Source organism: Streptomyces sp. NPDC102451, assembly GCF_044765485.1.
In the GTDB taxonomy this organism is placed as follows: domain Bacteria; phylum Actinomycetota; class Actinomycetes; order Streptomycetales; family Streptomycetaceae; genus Streptomyces.
Map to the genome: position 1 here is coordinate 460378 of NZ_JBIWKD010000006.1, position 19457 is coordinate 479834.

13 protein-coding genes are annotated in these 19457 nt (G+C 68.8%); 6 read left to right on the top strand and 7 right to left on the bottom strand.

The features are described from left to right. Positions 1 to 278 precede the first annotated feature (278 nt). From ACIRD8_RS17610 to ACIRD8_RS17635, 6 genes are all read right to left on the bottom strand, one after another. On the bottom strand, positions 279 to 2840 hold the full coding sequence (locus ACIRD8_RS17610; protein WP_403991751.1) for a TniQ family protein: 2562 nt from the start codon (positions 2838 to 2840) through the stop codon (positions 279 to 281). Further along, the gene (locus ACIRD8_RS17615) at positions 2837 to 3973 is read right to left on the bottom strand and encodes an ATP-binding protein (RefSeq protein ID WP_403991754.1); all 1137 of its coding nucleotides are present in this window, start codon (positions 3971 to 3973) and stop codon (positions 2837 to 2839) included. The genes ACIRD8_RS17610 and ACIRD8_RS17615 overlap by 4 nt, the downstream gene beginning before the upstream one ends. Continuing rightward, on the bottom strand, positions 3970 to 4845 hold the full coding sequence (locus ACIRD8_RS17620) for a hypothetical protein (RefSeq protein ID WP_403991756.1): 876 nt from the start codon (positions 4843 to 4845) through the stop codon (positions 3970 to 3972). Before ACIRD8_RS17620 ends, ACIRD8_RS17615 begins: the two co-directional genes overlap by 4 nt. Next, positions 4808 to 6706, bottom strand: coding sequence for a TnsA-like heteromeric transposase endonuclease subunit (locus ACIRD8_RS17625; protein ID WP_403991759.1), 1899 nt, complete (start codon positions 6704 to 6706; stop codon positions 4808 to 4810). Before ACIRD8_RS17625 ends, ACIRD8_RS17620 begins: the two co-directional genes overlap by 38 nt. A gap of 117 nt (positions 6707 to 6823) precedes the next feature. After that, complete coding sequence (locus ACIRD8_RS17630; RefSeq protein WP_403991762.1) at positions 6824 to 8695, bottom strand: ABC transporter ATP-binding protein; 1872 nt, start codon at positions 8693 to 8695, stop codon at positions 6824 to 6826. Continuing rightward, entirely contained in the window at positions 8692 to 10509 is a 1818-nt protein-coding gene (locus ACIRD8_RS17635; protein WP_403991765.1) for an ABC transporter ATP-binding protein, read from the bottom strand. The genes ACIRD8_RS17630 and ACIRD8_RS17635 overlap by 4 nt, the downstream gene beginning before the upstream one ends. Positions 10510 to 10662: 153 nt before the next feature. On the opposite strand from ACIRD8_RS17635, the gene ACIRD8_RS17640 reads away from it, so the two are divergent. From ACIRD8_RS17640 to ACIRD8_RS17655, 4 genes are read left to right on the top strand one after another with little or no spacing between them, the layout of a single operon-like run. Further along, a complete protein-coding gene (locus ACIRD8_RS17640) occupies positions 10663 to 11574 on the top strand; it encodes an ABC transporter ATP-binding protein (protein ID WP_403991768.1) in 912 nt (303 codons plus the stop codon). Continuing rightward, entirely contained in the window at positions 11574 to 12353 is a 780-nt protein-coding gene (locus ACIRD8_RS17645; protein ID WP_403991771.1) for an ABC transporter permease, read from the top strand. Before ACIRD8_RS17640 ends, ACIRD8_RS17645 begins: the two co-directional genes overlap by 1 nt. Before the next feature lie 5 nt (positions 12354 to 12358). Beyond that, on the top strand, positions 12359 to 13651 hold the full coding sequence (locus ACIRD8_RS17650) for a sensor histidine kinase (RefSeq protein ID WP_403991774.1): 1293 nt from the start codon (positions 12359 to 12361) through the stop codon (positions 13649 to 13651). Beyond that, positions 13648 to 14304 (top strand): response regulator, encoded by a 657-nt coding sequence (locus ACIRD8_RS17655; RefSeq protein ID WP_403991777.1) that lies wholly within the window; start codon positions 13648 to 13650, stop codon positions 14302 to 14304. The genes ACIRD8_RS17650 and ACIRD8_RS17655 overlap by 4 nt, the downstream gene beginning before the upstream one ends. A gap of 36 nt (positions 14305 to 14340) precedes the next feature. Here the strand turns inward: ACIRD8_RS17655 and glgX are convergent, their stop codons facing one another. Next, positions 14341 to 16575, bottom strand: a complete 2235-nt coding sequence (gene glgX, locus ACIRD8_RS17660; protein ID WP_403991780.1) for a glycogen debranching protein GlgX — start codon at positions 16573 to 16575, stop codon at positions 14341 to 14343. A gap of 154 nt (positions 16576 to 16729) precedes the next feature. Here glgX and ACIRD8_RS17665 point away from each other — a divergent pair, with 154 nt between their 5' ends. Further along, on the top strand, positions 16730 to 17950 hold the full coding sequence (locus ACIRD8_RS17665) for an Ig-like domain-containing protein (protein ID WP_403991783.1): 1221 nt from the start codon (positions 16730 to 16732) through the stop codon (positions 17948 to 17950). Between the two features lie 204 nt (positions 17951 to 18154). Continuing rightward, the gene (locus ACIRD8_RS17670; RefSeq protein ID WP_403991786.1) at positions 18155 to 19405 is read left to right on the top strand and encodes an Ig-like domain-containing protein; all 1251 of its coding nucleotides are present in this window, start codon (positions 18155 to 18157) and stop codon (positions 19403 to 19405) included. The last annotated feature ends 52 nt before the right edge of the window (positions 19406 to 19457 follow it).

Genomic DNA, 19457 nt, shown 5'->3' on the forward strand with positions numbered 1-19457 from the left:
TCGCGGCTGCCAGCCGGCAGCGGTTGCTGATTCCCCGCCAACGTTACCGACAACAATCACAGAAGTTGTCAGGTCTTGTCGACATAGACAAAGAACAGAGTGCCCTGAAAGTAGAGGCTGTCCGACGCCGGCTGCGGCACCAGCGACCGCTCCGGGTGCTGGTAGCAACGGCTATAGGGCACTCGCAACTAATCTTCCGCGATCCACAATCGTCTATCAACACCGGCAACACGGCTCTAGCGCACATCGGCAAGATCGCGCTAGAGGATTTTAGTAAGTCACGGTATCGAAACTGCGGAAAATCGACTTGGAGTGGACGGATCAGTTTCGAGGAGGTCGATGAGTTGTTGTGCTTCGGCGAGGAATCTGGCTCCTGCCAGCGTGCTGGACAGTGGTTTGTTGCGTGTGATCAGAGTGAACCCCAGGGTAGCTTCAAGGCGTTGAAGTTGATGGCTGAGAGTGCCGGGCTGGATGCCGAGCGATGCTGCCGCAGCAGACAGGTTGAGGTGCCCAGGGAGCTGGAGAAGGTGGTGTAGCCGAGGGAGGCAGTTTTTTGTCCTGCTCACCTTCTTCATGTCTGATGAGAGAGGAACATCGAGCGAGGCGAAGGGGTTCGAGAAGAGGCCATTTGAATGCCGGGGAATTTCCCATCTCTTCAGGTTTTTCGTCACGGTGTTCCTGTGGAAACCCAATTCATGTGCAATATCCAGTGCGGTACGTCCTTTGTGGCTATATTCTCTCTCCAGCCATTCACGAGACACTTTGGCCGGTAGCGCGGGGTGAGCGCTCGTCTGCTTGCGGCAAGGGATCTTTGCCTCGTCGAGTGCCTTCCGGACGGTACTGTGACTGCAATTTGCAAGTTTTGCGATCTTTATCAGTGAGAGTTGCTCTTCCTGGTAGAGGTGTTGGAGTCTATTGGGGGCCAGGAGGCCCTGACGAGGAATCTGGCGCCCGCGGGAACGTGGGTGTGACGGGAATGTTGGGGGAGGAATGCCAATGCCTGTTGCTTCGACGTGGAGACGGAGGTGATCGCCGCTGACTCTTAGGGTCTTCGCGATGTTTTCCAGAGGCTGGCCGGCCGCCATCATTGTGGAAAGCACGTGGTTGTCGATGCTGTCGGGGTCTGCTCCTGGCCATGTGGCCGTGTCGATCCAAGTGGATGGTGGCTGCCAGGACACGGGTTCGGTGATGCCGTGAGACTTGAGGTTCTCGGCTGCCTGGTCGAAGAGGAATTCCATGAGATCGTCATTGAGGTGATGCGAGAAATCAGTGCACCACGTCGGGGTGCGGGAGGATGTTCCAGGGTCAGCGCCGAGGAGAAGTCTGAGCAGACGCCACCGCATTCGTTCGACCTGCACCGGGCCTGCGCGCAGCGCGTGCTGTCGGCAGTAGTTCTGGTAGGCGCCTAAGTCGAAGGTGATGGTGGCTTCGGAGAATTTTGCTCGCCGACGGGCATAGTCGATGGGGGCAGGGTGGGAGTCGAGAGCACGGGCTAGCAGAACCAGAGTTGCGGCAAGTTCAGCAGGGCCGTGTCTTCTAAGAGTTGCGTCGAACACGTCTCGAGGGAATTTGCCTCCATTGCCCAGAAACTGAGTTGCCTGTGAGTAGTCCCAGGTTGTCCCCGGCATCAGCAGCAGTGCAGCGCAGGTTCGGCGGACTCCAGACATGCGGAAGACCGAGTCGGGTAGGCGAGGCAGTAGTCGCATAGTCCAAGAAGGCCAGAGCATCGCTGGCAGTCGCGCCGCCCGGCGCTGCACATCCTCATCGGAGAGGATCGGCCAGGCGGGGGCCGCCGTTGTGGTCCCAAAGCGAAGCTGTGCGATCCAAGTCAGTTCCGGTGCGACAGCTGCAAGGGCGCGTGACGTTACTCGAGGACCGGCCGGAACCCATTCTGAGAGCCAGCTGGTCGGGTAGTTGTTCACGCGGCGAGAACGACTGGCCGTCATCAGCCACGTGAATACCGCGTCGCTTTCGTCCTGTTGGCGGTGGAGAGCGATTCTTGCGATGGCAGTGCCGACAGCGGTGCTGTAGGCGTCTCCACTGGTCGGTTCAGGCAGGGCGCCACCACACTCTGCGAGCACGTCACGAACAGCGATGGGGGCCTGCGCCAGATGAGTGAGGAGACCATGCAGCGCTGAGCGGGCGAGTATGGCAAGTTCCTGGCCGCGCTGTTGCACCGGGCCGGGAGCGCTTGCGGTGCCGAGAACATCTGTGTTGACCTCATGCTGAGCATCCAAAATCAACGAGCGAGAGGGCAACAAGGTTGCCTCGGCGTGCGGGAGGAAGAAGCCGCAGCGAATGGCATTGGCGGAGCCTGTGCCATAGAGGCATGTGCCAGGTGCGATGTCTCGTAACCGGCGATGACCGTGAACCAGCGGCGGCTGCCCGCATTTCGGGCAACGGTCCAGCAACAGCAAGCTGTGGCGTGTGCAGGCGAACGACCACGGCAGTCGCCAGGAGAGTTGCCAACGCGCGGTGGATTCTCCGAGACAGCGAGGGCAGTAGCGAGTGTTGTTGCCAGACTGACGCCAGAGTGGCGGCCGGATGAGACGGCGAGTCTGACGGTCAATAGTGACCGCCAAACCGTCCCAGGGCTCAAGCGTCATCGCAGTGAGCCTGCCAGAGCCGAGCCCGGTCCGCCGTGAAAGGACCTGCCGCTCGTTCTCCGTTAGGCAACGGAGCATGCGGTTGAGCCGGGCTCCAGGTAAACCGAGGAAATGTACGAACTCCGGCATGGACGTCGAAAGTCGACGGGAATACGCCTCCAGCCAACTGTCCAGAGCCTCACCCGCGGTTGGCTCCACCCAGATCGGGATGCGCTCGTCGGACCATGCCGTCATGCCGACTTCCTGGGGCGCCGCGGTGCGGGTGCCGGCCGGCTCGTCAGCAGACCGGCCTCGATGGCGGCTTCGAGTTCCTTGCGGGATTCCTCTGCCGCGACATCGTTCTTCACCTGATTCATCAGGTCTTGGTCAAGAAGTTCATGACCGCTGCGGATTGCCCGCAGACAGCCGCGGTTGATCAGAGACATGAGGGAGGCGAAGTGCCCGGTGGAGCGCGCGTAGAGATAGTCCGACAGGTCCTCGGCGATCATTCCGGGATATCTGTCGGCCAGGACAACCTTCTTTTCGATCGTCTTGAGCAGGGTCTGCCATTGCTGGCGCCCTTCGTCGTCGTCGATCTGGAAAGGGAGCAGTGTCATGGGCGTGGTGCGGCGCCCGAACTGCGCGAGTTCGTTCTTCGCGCCGGAGAAGCCTTCGCGCAGGATCCCGCGCTGCTGGACACCGACGCCGACATAGATCAGGGTGACGGGGAAGACGTTTGCCAGGTACTTCAACTGGTTGGCCATGCGGACGGAGTTGGTGTTTGCCCCGGCCAGGAAGTGGATGTCGTCGATGATGATCGCGGCGGTCTTCATGGAGAGCACGGCGTCCACCGCCCGCTCGGCCAAAGTGTCGGCGTCTCCGGTGACCGGCAGCCCGTAGAAGCGGCAGATCGCGGCGTTCAGGCCCTTGATCTGCGTGTTTCCGCTCAGCGCGATGTAGATGATGGGCACCCTGCGGTGCCCGCTGGGTGTGGTGTCCCCGCGCAGGTCTACCTGCTTGCGGAACATCGCACGGCCGTAGGCCCGCACTGCGGTGCTCTTGCCCAGCCCCGGGTAGGCATCCAACAGCGCGGCCGGCTTGGTTTTGTCGCCGTCCTGCCGGTTCGACTCGACGATTTCCGCCAGGGACTCGTTCAGCGCGATGAGCTGCGGGGTTTCGATGGGGCCGATGTTGGCGTGCCAGACCGCTCGGTTGTCGTTGTGGACCAAGAGCGCCCTCGGTGAAAGGTCGGCCAGCTGAGCCCTGGTGTGCTGTTTGGGCCTCACCCGGTCAGGGCCGTTGACCTCCTGCAGCCAGCCCGGAAGGCGGGTGGGCGAGTACTGGCGGTCATCGCCTTCGAAGGGCGCGAGGCCCTCGGGCGTACTCAACGGCTCTCCCAGACGTCGGCGTAGTACTCATCCTCGTCGACCAGGACGGCTGTCTCCTCGTCTGCAGGGACTGCCTCGCACTCCTCGTCCTCGTCGTCGTCCCCGCCCAGGACCTCATCCGCAGGAGCGACCACCTGCAAATCCGGTGCTGCGTCCTGGCCCGTTCCTGCGACCGGCGAGCTGAGCGGTGCCAGACGGCGAACGGAGGGAAGCTCGGCGATCTCGTCGGCTTCGGGGTCGCCTTCGCCGACCAGCCGCAGACGGTCCTGCGACAAGCGCACAGCCATGCGCCGCTCCGTCCGGTCCTCGGTCAGCCCGGCACCCCAGCGTTCCAGCAACTCGATCAGGGCGCGTTTGGTGTCCGGGAAGCGATGCGTATCGGCCGCGATCCGGCGCGCGTATTTCAACGCCTCCAAGCTGGCCGGTCCGTTCAATGCCGGGGCATGTTCCCAGTCCAGGGCGTGCCACAGGTGGGGCTGCTTCGGGTCCTGGAAGTAGATCTTCCTGATGTCGGCGCGGTCCACCGCGACCGGCCACCTTCCGGCACGCTCGCCGCGGTGCGGGCTGATCTGATTGCGATAGTCGTCGAGCCCGTCCCCGTTGTAGCGGAGCCCGTTGATCTCCACCCCGTAGTGGTGGATGGGGCACCACTCCTCTTCCAGGAACTCGAACGCGAGGCCCGGCCTGGACGGGATGCGCAAGGGGCCCGCCCGGTTCACGCCGTGCTCGAACATCTCCAACGGGCTCAGCTTCAGCCCGGGGACCTCCGGGACTGTCAGCCCCCGGTGGTGCCGCCTGTGATAGATCAAAGTGATCCATTCGCGGATGATCGCCTCAAGCTCGTCCAGGAAGAAGTACGCCTCGTCCTCCACCTTCTCTCCCCGGCTGTGCACGTCCGGTCCCTTGTAGCCGGGAAGTGCCGCCAGCAGCCCCTGGTTCAGCGTCTTGAACCACCGTTCCACCGGCTTCGGTCGGCGTATAGGGGCGAGCCGGCTGCAGGGAGATGTCGAGCTTTGCACTGACGCTCGCGATGTGGTTCGAGACGTAGATCTTGCCGTGGTCGTAGATGATCGTCTCCGCCGCGACTGCGGGCAGCAACGGGCGACCGTGCGCGTCCACCAGCTTCTCCGCGTCGAACACCACCGTGGAAGGAACCCCGCAGTACGGAAGCGGCTCGCCCGTTCCTGCAGACGCCACCTCCCGGGGTCGGATCGTCTCGAACAAGACCCCGGCCACGTCTATCGACTTCGTCGATACCGGCGTCAGACGCAATCCGGTGATCACCTTGCTGTAGAGGTCCATGGCGACGGTTAGTTCGCACTGCACCCACCGGCAGGTCACAGGCTCCATTGCGAAGACATCCAGGCTGTTGGTGTCGAGCACGATGTACTCACCCGGCCGCGTCGCCCGCAGCTTGCCGAAGACCCCCTGCGGGCGGTTCGCGATGGACCGCTTCCCCTTCGTGCTGCCCTCGAACGCGTTGGTCCCTCGGCTGAGTTCCTTCAGCAGTTCGTAGCCCGTGGTTTGCTTCGGAACCTTGACCACGTCGCGGCCGTATTTCTTGGCCACCCGTTCTTCGATCTCCATCAGCACCAGGCCACGAACTGGGCGGCTGGACTTCTCCAGGCCTCCGATTACCGTGCGTGCCATCTCCAACCAGCGTGAATCTGCCCGATCCAGCACGCTCTTGGGTTGGCGCTTGCTCACGAGACCAGCTGGCCCGGCCTCCTCGACCTTGGACACCCATCGGCGCACCGTCGCTGGGTCGACTCCGAGCTCGGCGGCCTTTGCTCGGTAGCGGTGCATCAGAGGCATCCCTGGCGCATAATCCGGCCGCGGCTCACCCTCCAAAGCCAGTTCGGAAGAACCCAGTTGATAGCCGAAGCGAACTTCCTGCACATGCCGGAACCGAACGGTGAGTGCATCGTCCTCCGCACTACCGAGACCGCCCAGCAACGCTGCGGCTGCCGGTTCCGCAGGCGAGGTCTCCACCAGGAACTCGGTAGAGGGGTGTGCCAGCAGCACCGACAGGTCGACCTGCCGCCACGTCCACACCAGCGCCAAGAGCGGTGGCCGCGCCTCGTGATCGGGACGCCCAGCTGCCAGCCGTCGCTCAGCGACACCGAGTCGGTCACCGTCCTGCACGCTTTCCCAAGCGCGTTCGAGTTCGGCCTCCGGGACTACGCCCGGGCGGCGGTAGGCGGCCAGGAACCGGACGTTCTCCAGGACCACCCGGTCCGCCCCGGACCAGATCTCATACTCCCAACCGTGCCGTTCGACCAGTTCACCCGGCCAGGCCAACGCCTCTGTGATCTTTGGATCCGTGAGCCGGTCCGCAGGCTTGACGTTCACCACCCGCACCACTCCCGACTCCATGACTAGGAGGAAGTCCGGCACATGCCGACGTACCCGATCGCCTATCCGGGCGGTCAGGTGGCACGGCTGGGCATAGATCCCACGCACGGAAGGATCCATGTCAGCCAAGAGAAGCCGTGCCAACTCCAGGCGGCTCTCATAGACCACGGGCCCAGCCATCGTTGCTGACGCGTACCGCCCTGAGTAGTGCGCCTGGCCGTGGACGGAGCGAAACTTCCGCCATGGAACCGACCATGTGAAATCCGCCAACCGCAGACCCTTGAACGGGACCTTCCGTACCGACGCGTCGTCGTAGCGGACTGACGCCATCGGCTGTTCGTACTTCCCACGCACCCGGGCTGGACTCTGAACGGCCATAGACCGGAAGCTAGTTACCCTACGAAGTCAGTGCGCACAGATTCTTGGAATTGCGCATTCGGTGCGCATCTCACGGGTACAGTGCGCACCGAATCGCGGAACCTACACCCGCACCCCTCAGGCCAGGCTCTCCCTCCACGCCTTGTGCAGACCCGCGAACCGGCCGGTGCCGCCGATGAGTTCGGCCGGGGTGCCGTCCTCCACGATCCGGCCGTGCTCCATCACCAGGACCCGGTCCGCGATCTCCACGGTCGACAGACGGTGTGCGATCACCACCGCCGTGCGCCCGTGCAGCACCGTGTCCATCGCCCGCTGCACCGCCCGCTCACCGGGGATGTCCAGCGAACTCGTGGCCTCGTCGAGGATCAGCACCGCCGGGTCCGCGAGCAGCGCCCGCGCGAAGGCCACCAGCTGGCGCTGCCCGGCGGAGATCCGGCCGCCCCGCTTACGGACGTCCGTGTCGTACCCGTCGGGCAGGGAGGCGATGAAGTCGTGCGCCCCGATGGCCTTCGCCGCGTGCTCGATCTCCTCGGACGTCGCATCCGGACGGCCGATCGCGATGTTCTCGGCGATCGTCCCGGAGAACAGGAACGCCTCCTGGGTCACCATCACCACGCCCCTGCGCAGCTCGGCCGTCGCCAGGTCCCGCAGATCGGTGCCGTCCAGCAGGACCCGGCCCTCCGTCGGGTCGTAGAAGCGTGCCAGCAGCTTGGCCAGCGTCGACTTGCCCGCGCCCGTCGATCCGACCACGGCCACGGTCCGGCCGGCGGGGATCGTCAGATCGAAGCGCGGCAGGACCTCGCCGCCCGTACGGTAGGCGAACCGCACCCCGTCGAACACGACCTCCCGGCCAGGGTGCTCACCGGCGGGCGCGGGCAGCGCCTTCGGTGCCACGGGCTCGGGCACCGTGGGCGTCTGCGCCAGCAGACCCGCGATCTTCTCCAGCGAAGCGGCTGCCGACTGGTAGGAGTTGAGGAACATCGCGAGCCGGTCGATCGGGTCGTACAGCCGGCGCAGATACAGCACCGCCGCGGCCAGGACACCGAGCGCCAGCGTGTCCGACGCCACCCGGTAGGCGCCCCACAGCACCATCGCCGCCACCGCCGTGTTGGCGACGAGCCGGGAGCCGACGACGTAGCGGGCCATCTCCAGCAGCGCGTCGCCGTTCCTCAGCTCATGACGGCGGTTGAACACCGCGAAGTCCTCGTCGTTGGCACGCTCCCTGCGGAAGGCCTGCACGGGACGGATCCCGTTCATCGTCTCGGCGAACTTCACGATGACCGCGGCGATCGCCGAGGACCGCGCCGAGTACGCCTTGGCGGCCCGCCGCCGGTAGGCCCGCACCAGCAGGTACAGGGGGGCGAAGGAGGCCACGGCGATCGCGCCGATGCCGAGGTCGAGCCAGAGCAGCATCAGGGAGATCGACACGAACGACAGGACCACCCCGATGAGTTCCTGGAGGCCCTCGCTCAACAGCTCGCGCAGGGACTCCACGTCCGTGGTCGAACGGGAGATCAGCCGGCCCGAGGTGTAGCGCTCGTGGAAGTCCACGCTCAGCGCCTGCGCGTGACGGAAGATCCGGCCGCGCAGATCGAGCAGCACGTCCTGGTTGATCCGCGCGGCCGCCCGGATGAAGGCGTACTGGAGGAGCCCCGCACCGACCGAGCACACCGCGTACCCGATGCCGACCGCGGCCAGCGGACCGTAGTCGTGGTCCCGGAACGCGGGCACACCGCTGTCGATGGCGTACGCGACCAGCAGCGGCCCCGCCTGCACGGCGGCCTGCTGGACGAGCAGCAGGAGGGAGGCCACGACGACCCTGGCCCGCAGCGGTGCGAGCAGGGAGGTCAGCAGGGCGCGGGTGGCACCCCGGGGGGCGGGCAGGGCGTCGGCGTCGAACGCGTCCCCGTCGCCCGGCTCCCGGCCGGGATCCGTCCCGGGCAGGTCCTCGTCGGCGAGGGCGGGTCCGTCGGCAGTCGTACTGGTCATCGGGTGCTGCCCTCCTCGGGGACGAGAACTCCGGTGTCGCGGGCGCCGGTGTCCCGGGCCCCGGACATCAGCCAGGCGTACTCGGCGTGGGTGCGCAGGAGTTCCTGATGGGTGCCCACGGCGGCGATCCGGCCCCCGGACAGCAGGGCCACCCGGTCCGCGAGCATCACCGTGGACGGCCGGTGGGCGACGACCAGGGCCGTCGTCCCCTCCAGGACGTGCCGCAGCGCCGCCTCCACCAGCGCCTCCGTATGGACGTCCAGGGCGGAGAGCGGGTCGTCGAGCACCAGGAAGCGCGGTGCGCCGACGACGGCGCGGGCCAGGGCGAGCCGCTGCCGCTGGCCGCCGGAGAGGCTCAGCCCCTGCTCACCGACCTGGGTGCCGATGCCCTGCGGAAGGTCGTGCACGAAGTCGGCCTGGGCGACCGACAGGGCCCGGCGCAGCTCCTGGTCGCTCGCGCCCTCCGCGCCCATCAGCACGTTCTCCCCGACGGTCGCGGAGAACAGCGTGGGCTCCTCGAAGGCCACCGACACCAGCTCGCGCAGCCGGGGCCGCCGCATGGTGGCGATGTCCTCGCCGTCCAGCAGGATCCGGCCGCCGGTGACCTCGTGCAGCCGGGGGACGAGCGCCGTCAGCGTCGTCTTCCCCGAACCCGTGGCCCCCACCAGGGCCATCGTCTCGCCGGGACGGATCCGCAGATCGATCCGGGCGAGGGCGGGCGGCGAGCCGGGAGCGGCGTCGGGGTAGCGGAACTCCACCCCCTCGAAGACGATGCCCTGCGCGGTGGTCCCGGCCGCCTCTCCCGGTGCCTCGGGCTCCGGTTCCTCCGCGACGTCCATGACCTCGAAGTAGCGGTCGGCGGCCGTCGCCGACTCCTGGCTCATCGCCAGCAGGAAGCCGATCGACTCGACCGGCCAGCGCAGCGCCAGGGCCGTCGAGAGGAACGCGACGAGCGTGCCCGCGGACAGATCGCCGTTCGCGACCTCGATCGTGCCGAGCACCAGCGCGGCACCGATCGCGAGCTCCGGAATGGCGGTGATGAGCGCCCAGATGCCCGCGAGCAGCCGGGCCTTGCCCAGCTCCGTGGTGCGCAGCCGCTGCGCGAGCGCGCGGAAGGCGAGCGCCTGGCTGCGGTTGCGGCCGAAGCCCTTGACGATCCGGATGCCCAGCACGCTCTCCTCGACGACCGTCGTCAGATCACCGACCTGGTCCTGGGCCCTGCGCGCCACCAGCGCGTACTTCGTCTCGAAGAGCGAGCACAGCACCATCAGAGGAACGGCCGGCGCGAGCAGCACCAGCCCCAGCGACCACTCCTGGGCGAACAGGATGACGAAACCGACGAGAATCGTCGTGCCGTTGACCAGCAGGAACGTCAGCGGGAAGGCCAGGAACATCCGCATCAGCATCAGATCCGTGGTGCCACGCGAGAGCAACTGCCCCGAGGGCCAGCGGTCGTGGAAGGCCACCGGCAGCCGCTGCAGATGACGGTAGAGATCGGCGCGCATCGCCGCCTCGACCCCGGCCAGCGGCCGGGCCACGAGCCACCGCCGGAGCCCGAAGAGCCCCGCCTCGGCGATCCCCAGCAGCAGCAGGTAGAGCGCCCCCAGCCAGACCCCGCCCGGATCACGGTCCGCGACGGGACCGTCCACCATCCACTTCAGGATCAGCGGGATCACCAGGGCGAGACAGGACGCGAGAACCGCCACGAGGGCAGCACTGATCCAGCGCAGGCGCACCGGTCTGACATAGGGCCACAGTCGCAGGAGGGAGCGCACGGCGGACCGGTCCGTGGGCTCTGCAGGTTTTTCGGGCATCAGGAGCGAGCCTAAGGTTCACCACTGACATCGCTCACGTGGTTTTCCGGTCACACGCCGTGGGTCGCAGTGCCCGGTCAACCGATCGGCTGATGCCGGGACGGGCGTGACGGCGGATACCGGTGCCGTCCGCCCGCCGGAATCCTTACGGGCATGGCAATCATCGAAGTGCACGGGGTCCACAAGGCCTACGGCGGCCGCCCCGCGGTCGACGGGGTGAGCTTCACCGTCGACGAGGGGGAGATCTTCGGGATCCTCGGTCCCAACGGAGCCGGCAAGACCACCACCGTCGAATGCGTCGAAGGACTGCGGATCCCCGACTCGGGAACCGTCCGGGTCGCCGGACTCGACCCGGCGGCCGACCGCCACGAGGTCACCCAACTGCTGGGCGCCCAGCTCCAGGAGAGCGAGCTCCAGCCCAAGCTGACCGTGCGTGAGGCGCTGGAGCTCTACAGCGCCTTCTACCCGCACCCCGCCGACCGGCACGCGCTCGCGGAGCGGCTCGGCCTCGACGGGCACCTCGACCGCCGCTTCGTCGCCCTCTCCGGCGGCCAGAAGCAACGGCTGTTCATCGCGCTCGCCCTCATCGGGAACCCGCGCGTGGTCGTCCTCGACGAACTGACGACCGGCCTCGACCCCCGGGCCCGCCGCGACACCTGGCGGCTCATCGAGGAGGTGCGGGACAGCGGCGTGACGGTCGTCCTGGTCACCCACTTCATGGAGGAGGCACAGCGCCTCTGCGACCGGGTGGCCGTCATCGACAAGGGCCGCCTCGCCGCCCTCGACACCCCGGCCGGACTCGTCGACCGTTCCGCCGGGTCCACCGTCATCTCCTTCACCCCCTCGAAGCCGCTCCCCGACCCCGGCGAACTCGCCCGGCTGCCCGGCGCGGTGTCCGTCTCGACCGACGGCCACGACGGCCGGATCACCGTCCACGGCACCGACGCCACCGCCGCCGCGGTGATCTCGCTGCTGGCCGGACTGCGCATCACCGCCAGCCGGCTCCGCGTCCTGGAGACCAGCCTGGACGACGCCTTCCTCGACCTCACGGAGCAGGACGCCTGATGCCCACGACCACCACCGCGGTGCCTGCCGCCCCGGCACCCAGCCCGCTCGTCGCCGTACTCAGGGCCGAGACCCGGCTCTTCCTCCGGGAACCCGGCAGTCTCTTCTGGATCCTGGCCTTCCCCGCCGCCCTTCTGACGATCCTCGGCCTCATCCCGTCCTTCCGGGAGGAGACCGGCGACCTCGGCGGCCGCAGCGTCATCGACCTCTACGTCCCCGTGGCCGTCCTGCTCGCCATGATCATGGCCGGGCTGCAGGCCATGCCGCCGGTCCTCGCCGGTTACCGCGAGCGCGGCATCCTGCGCCGGATGTCGGCCACCCCGGTACGCCCCGCGGCCCTGCTCGCCGCGCAGATCGCGCTGCACGGGGTGGCCTCGCTGGGCTCCGCCGTCCTCGTCCTGGCCGTCGGCCGGATCGCCCTCGGGGTGCGGCTGCCGCGCCAGATCGCCGGTTACGCCCTGGCGCTCCTGCTGGCCGTCGCCTGCGTCCTCGCGCTCGGCGCCACCATCTGCGCGCTGTCCAGGACGACCAAGGTCTCGGCCGCCGTCGGCTCGGTGGCGTACCTGCTGATGATGTTCACGGCCGGGGTCTGGGTGCCCGTCCAGACCATGCCCGGCCTGCTCCGCCGGATCGTCGAGTTCACGCCCTTCGGCGCCGCCTCCCAGGCACTGGACCAGGCGGGTCTCGGGCACTGGCCGGGCTGGGCGCACCTCGGCGTCATGATGGTGTGGACCGCGGCGCTGGGCATGGCGTCGACCAGGCTCTTCCGCTGGGAGTGACACAGATGAGGACGGTCGTCGTGGGGACGGCACGGGACGGTACGACCATGGAGCGGCGCTTCCACCGGTACGGCCCGTACACCCTCCTGGGCATCGCCGTCCTGATGGCCGCCCTCTCCTCCGGCCTCGTCGGGATGTCCGAGGCCGACGTGTACACGGCGGGCGCCCTGACGGCGGCGGCCTGCGCCCTCCAGCTGGGGTGGGGCCGCATCCGGCGGGACGGGGCCCCGCACCCCCGGGCCGCCGTCGTGTACTACGTCCTGCGGACCGCGCTGGCGTTCGCGCTCTGCTGGTGCAACCCGTTCTTCTCCGTCTACGCGATCATCGGCTACTTCGACGTCGGCGACCTGCTGCCGAAGCGATACGCACGCGCAGGGATGCTGTGCACCGCCGTCACCATGGCGGGCTCCCAGTCCGGGAGCGGGATGCCCCCGGCCTCCCTCACCAACTGGGCGGCCTTCGGCGCCCTCTTCGTCCTGCACGCCTCCCTCGCCCTGCTCTTCGGCAACATCGGCGCCCGCGAGGCCGAGCGGACCAGGCGCCAGACCGAGACCATCTCCGAGCTGGAACTCGCCAACACCCGGCTGGAACAGGCCCTCGCCGAGAACGCCACCCTGCACGCCCAGCTCCTGCTCCAGGCACGGGAGGCCGGGGTGGCCGACGAGCGGCGCCGGCTGGCCGCCGAGATCCACGACACCCTCGCGCAGGGCCTGACCGGGATCATCGCCCAGCTCCAGGCCGTCACCTCGACCGCCGACCCCGCGCAGTCCCGTGAGCACCTCGACCGTGCCTCGGCACTCGCCCGCCACAGCCTCGGCGAGGCCCGCCGCTCCGTGCACAACCTGGTACCCGCCGCACTGGAGCGCGACGACCTGCCGGGAGCGCTCCGCAAGACGGTCGACGACTGGGCCGGGCGCACGGGCGCACGGGCCGATCTCACCGTCACCGGCACCGTCGAACCGCTCCACGACGAGGTCGGCGCCACCCTGCTCCGCATCGCCGAGGAGGCCCTCGCCAACGCCGCCCGGCACGCGGGTGCGGCACGGGCCGGCGTCACCCTCTCCTACATGGGCGACGAGATCACCCTGGACATACGCGACGACGGCTGCGGCTTCGACCCCGCCTCGCTGCCCCCGCGCAGCGGCACGGGCGGCTTCGGCCTCGGCGGGATGCGGGCCCGCGCCGAGCGGATCGCGGGCACGGTCGAGGTGGAGACGGAACCAGGCCTGGGCACGGCCGTCTCCGCCCGGGTACCGCTCGTACGGCGTCCCGCGACCGATAATCTGGAGCCGATATGAACGAGGCCACCGGAACCACCCGCGTCATCACCCTCGTGCTCGTCGACGACCACCCCGTCGTACGGGACGGTCTGCGCGGGATGTTCAGCTCCGCGCCCGGCTTCGAGGTGCTGGGCGAGGCGGCGGACGGCGTCGCCGCGGTGGAGCTCACGACCCGCCTCGACCCCGACGTCGTCCTGATGGACCTGCGGATGCCGGGCGGCGGAGGAGTGGCCGCCATCGCCGAGCTCAGCCGACTCGGCGCCCGCTCCAGGGTGCTCGTCCTCACCACGTACGACACCGACTCCGACACCCTGCCCGCCATCGAGGCGGGCGCGACCGGCTATCTGCTCAAGGACGCGCCCCGCGACGAGCTCTTCACCGCCGTACGGGCCGCCGCCGACGGCCGCACCGTGCTGTCGCCGGCCGTCGCCTCACGGCTCATCTCACGGGTGCGCACCCCGGCCGCGCCCGGTCACGAGTCGCTGTCCGCGCGCGAGTGCGAGGTGCTGCGGCTCGTCGCCCGGGGCACCTCGAACCGGGAGATCGCCGCCGAACTGTTCATCAGCGAGGCGACCGTGAAGACGCACCTCACCCATGTCTTCGCCAAGCTGGGCGCGAAGGACCGCGCGGCCGCCGTCGCCCTCGCCTACGAGCGCGGCATCCTCGGCTGAGACCGACCGGTCGGTCCGATTCGGTCCCCCGCTCCGTCATTCCGTCACCCGCAGCAGCAGCACCGACCTGCCCTCCACCGTGAGCTCCGAGCCGCCCCGGTGGAGCGTGCCGGGAGCCGTCGACTGGTCCTCGCGCGAGGTGTCCAGGACCAGTTCGTACGCCTGGGCCCAGGGCGGGCCGGGCAGCCGGAAGCCGCAGGGCCGGTGGTCGGCGTGCAGGACCGCCAGGAAGCTGTCGTCGGTGATCTGCTCGCCCCGGGCGTCCCGGCCCGGGATGTCCCGCCCGGAGAGGTACAGCGCGAGCGTGGCGGCCGGGGCGTACCAGTCGGCCTCCGTCATCTCCGCGCCCTGCGGGGTGAACCAGGCCAGGTCCCGCAGGCCGTCGGGGGCCTGCGGCGTTCCGGCGAAGAAGGCCCGGCGCCTCAGCACCGGGTGACGGTGGCGCAGGTCCAGCACCCGGGCGGTCAGCTCGGTCAGCCCCCGCCACCGGGGCTCCTCCAGGAGCGACCAGTCCAGCCAGCTGACCTCGTTGTCCTGGCAGTAGGCGTTGTTGTTGCCGCCCTGCGTACGGCCCATCTCGTCGCCCGCGACCAGCATCGGCACCCCGGTCGACAGGAGCAGCGTGGTCAGGAGGTTGCGCAGCTGCCTCAGGCGCAGGGCGTTGACCTCCGGGTCGTCGGTCTCGCCCTCGGCGCCGCCGTTCCAGGCGCGGTTGTCGTCCGTGCCGTCGCGGTTGTCCTCGCCGTTGGCCTCGTTGTGCTTGTCCTGGTAGCTGACCAGGTCGCGCAGGGTGAAACCGTCGTGCGCGGTGACGAAGTTGACCGAGGCGTACGGACGCCTGCCGCCCCAGGCGTACAGGTCGCTCGACCCGGTGAGCCGGTAGCCGATGTCGCGTACGTCGGGCAGGGCGCCGCGCCAGAAGTCACGTACGGCGTCCCGGTAGCGGTCGTTCCACTCCGTCCACAGCGGTGGGAACGCCCCCACCTGGTAGCCGCCGTTGCCGACGTCCCACGGTTCGGCGATCAGCTTCACCCGGCGCAGCACCGGGTCCTGGGCGATCACCGCGAGGAAGGGGGAGAGCATGTCCACGTCGTGCATCGAGCGGGCGAGCGCCGCCGCCAGATCGAAGCGGAAGCCGTCGACGCCCATCTCCGTCACCCAGTAGCGGAGCGAGTCGGTGATCAGCCGGAGGACCTGCGGCTGCACCACGTGCAGGGTGTTGCCGCAGCCGGTGTAGTCCGCGTAACGGCGGGCGTCCTGCTGGAGGCGGTAGTAGCCGCGGTTGTCGATGCCGCGCAGGGAGAGCATCGGGCCGAGCTCGCCGGCCTCCGCCGTGTGGTTGTAGACCACGTCGAGGATCACCTCGATCCCCGCGTCGTGCAGCGCGCGCACCATCTGCTTGAACTCGCCGACCTGGCCACCCGTCGTCCCGCTCGCCGCGTAGTCCGCGTGCGGGGCGAAGTAGCCGATCGAGTTGTAGCCCCAGTAGTTGTGCAGCCCGCGCCGCAGCAGATGGTCCTCGTGGGCGAACTGATGGACGGGGAGCAGCTCCACGGCCGTCACGCCGAGCCGCCGGAGGTGGCCGACGGCGGCCGGGTGGGCGAGACCGGCGTACGTGCCGCGCAGCTCGGGCGGGATGTCCGGGTGGAGCCGGGTGAAGCCGCGTACGTGCAGTTCGTAGATGACCGTGTCCGCCCACGGCGTCTTGGGCCTGCGGTCCTCCGCCCAGTCGTCGTCGTCGTGCACGACGACGGCCTTGGGGACGTACGGCGCGGAGTCCCGGTCGTCGCGCACGGTGTCGGCGACCTGCTGCTCGGGCCAGTCCCGCACATGGCCGTAGACCTCGGGCGGCAGGGTGAACGACCCGTCCACCGCGCGGGCGTACGGGTCGAGAAGCAGCTTCGCGGCGTTCCACCGGGCACCGGTCCAGGGGTCCCAGCGGCCGTGCACCCGGTAGCCGTACCGCTGTCCCGCGCCGACGCCGGGTACGAAGCCGTGCCAGATCTCGTGCGTCAGCTCGGTCAGCGGGACCCGGGTCTCGGTGCCCCGCTCGTCGAACAGGCAGAGCTCGACGGCCTCCGCGCCACCCGCCCAGAGGGCGAAGTTGGTGCCCGCCACACCGTCCGGCCCGACCCGGAAGCGTGCTCCCAGCGGCATCGGGGCACCCGGCCATACGGGTGGTTCGTCCCGCCCGTCCTCCGGGGCCGGCCGGGTCGCCACCACTCTCCCCGTCGTACGCGGCGTTTCCTCCTGCTCGGCTGTGCTCGACACCTCTAGCCTCCTGCGGCTCGTAGGAGCGGCCACCCGCCGTAGGAGTGCGCGGCGTCCCGGCCGCGGCCTTCCGAGCGGTGTCCTCCCCTCTGTTCTGCCCACCGGGCGGCCCGCACTCACGTTTCCCCGGGGCGGCCGCGTCGTTGGGGGGAGCGTGAACCACGTAGCGAAGAGAGCACGGGCGGGTTCGGCCGCCGTGCTGACATGGGCAGGACTGTTCACCGTGCTGGCCGTACTGACGGGCTGCACCGAGGCAACGTCGTTCTTCGGGGACAACCGCTCACCCGGGGACGCCATCAGGATCGTCCCCAAGGACGGCGCCGAGAACGTCGGCGCGGACAGCCGGCTCCAGGTGACCGTCCCCGACGGACGGCTGGAGCGGGTGAAGGTGACCCGGACGGAGGACGCGGAACACCGGGAGGTGCCGGGCCGGATCGCGGAGGACGGCCGTTCCTGGGCCCCCCGGGACGACGGGTACCGGCTGGGGCTGGCCGGGAAGTACAGCGTGGAGGCCGTCGCCGTCGACGGCGACGGCCACCGCTCGGCCCGCAGCACCACCTTCACCACGCTGGTCCCCAAGGACCGCTTCATCGGCTACTTCAAGCCGGAGAACCGGTCCACCGTGGGCACCGGCATGATCGTCTCCTTCGACTTCAACCGGCCCGTCAAGAACCGTGCCGCGGTGGAGAAGGCCATCCGGATCACCACGGAACCGCGGGTCGAGGTGGTCGGCCACTGGTTCGGCAAGGACCGGCTCGACTTCCGCCCCGCCACCTACTGGGAGCCGGGGACCGAGGTCACCGTCGATGTCGGCCTGCGCGATGTGGAGGGCGCCCCCGGGGTCTACGGCAGCCAGCAGAAGAAGGTGGCCTTCCGGGTGGGCCGCGCCCAGACGTCCGTGGTGGACGCCCGGGCGCACACCATGGAGGTGCGCCGCGGCGGCGAGGTCGTCAGCACGGTGCCCATCACCGCGGGCGCCGAGAAGACGACCACGTACAACGGGAAGATGGTGGTCTCGGAGCTGCACGACGTGACCCGCATGGACGGCAGCACCGTCGGCTTCGGCGGTGAGTACGACATCAAGGACGTGCCCCACGCCATCCGGCTGACGAAGTCGGGCACCTTCCTGCACGGCAACTACTGGGAATCCCCTGACATCTTCGGCTCCGAGAACACCAGCCACGGCTGCATCGGGCTGCGTGACGTGAAGGGCGGCAGCTCGGACACCCCGGCCGGCTGGTTCTTCGAGCGGACGCTCGTGGGTGATGTGGTCGAGGTGGTCAACTCCACCGACAGGACCGTCGCTCCGGACAACGGCCTCGGCGGCTGGAACATCGGCTGGGCGCAGTGGAAGGCGGGCTCAGCCCTGCGCTGACCCCCGGTCCGACCAGGGAAGGTCCCGGAGGCGAGCCCTCCGGGACCACCCGGCGGCGGTGCGGGCCGACTTGGGACGGAACGGTGACATTCCGGGGGAGTTCTCCCCACGCGCGGTGTGATTATCTAGCGCCGAGCGTGCATGTACAGCGCGCGGTGGTGCGGGCCATGGCGGGGCCAGGCCGTGCGAGGGGAGACGACCACATTGAACGGGCAGCCGATATCGGGGGCATGGGCCGGAGCGGGCGGGGAAAGGCGCGGGCGCGGAGCCCGGGGACTTCTCGCACTGGTACTGGGCGCGCTGCTGTTGCTGGTGACCGCGTGCGGCGGCGACGGGAACGCCGCCGACAAGAACGGCGGGAAGCCGGGCGCGAAGGCCGAGGACACCAGCGCCTCGCAGGCGGTGGTGACCATCGCGCCCAAGGACGGCGCGGACGACGTGGCGACCAGCGGGGCGCTGAAGGTCTCGGCCGCGCAGGGCAAGCTGACCACGGTGAAGGTCGCCGACCCCAAGGGCGGGGCCGTCGAGGGCAAGATCGCCGCGGACGGCCTGAGCTGGGTGCCCGACCGCCACCTGGCCGCCGCCACCAAGTACACGGTGCACGCGGTCGCCAAGGACGGCAAGGGCCGCGAGTCGGCGAAGGACACCAGCTTCACGACGCTGGTCCCGCAGAACACCTTCATCGGCCAGTACACGCCCGAGGACGGCTCGACCGTCGGTGTGGGCATGCCGGTGTCGATCCACTTCACCCGGGGGATCACCGACCCGGAGGCCGTGGAGAAGGCGATCAGCGTGACGGCGGAGCCCGCCGTGGAGATCGAGCCCCACTGGTTCGGCAACGACCGCCTCGACTTCCGGCCCGAGGAGTACTGGGCGGCCGGCACGAAGGTGACCCTGCGCCTCGACCTCGACGGTGTCGAGGGGCGGCCGGGGGTCTACGGCAAGCAGGCCAAGACCGTGAAGTTCACCATCGGCCGCAGCCAGGTCTCGACGGTCGACGCGAGCTCCCACCGGATGAAGGTGGTCCGTGACGGCAAGCAGATCAAGGACATCCCGATCTCCGCGGGCGCCCCGGCCACGACCACGTACAACGGCCAGATGGTCATCAGCGAGAAGCTCAAGGTGACCCGGATGAACGGCGACACCGTCGGCTTCGGCGGCGAGTACGACATCAAGGACGTGCCGCACGCCATGCGCCTGTCGACCTCGGGCACCTTCATCCACGGCAACTACTGGGGCGGGTCCGGCATCTTCGGTACGACCAACACCAGCCACGGCTGTGTCGGTCTGCGGGACGTGCGCGGCGCCTGGGACAGCAAGACGCCCGCCGCGTGGCTCTTCGACAACTCCCTGATCGGCGACGTCGTCATCGTCAAGAACTCCAAGGACAAGGTGATCCAGCCGGACAACGGCCTCAACGGCTGGAACATGGACTGGTCGGAGTGGATCAAGTAGATCCGCTCCACGAGGCGGGCCCGGCGCTGTGACCAACGGCACCGGGCCCGCC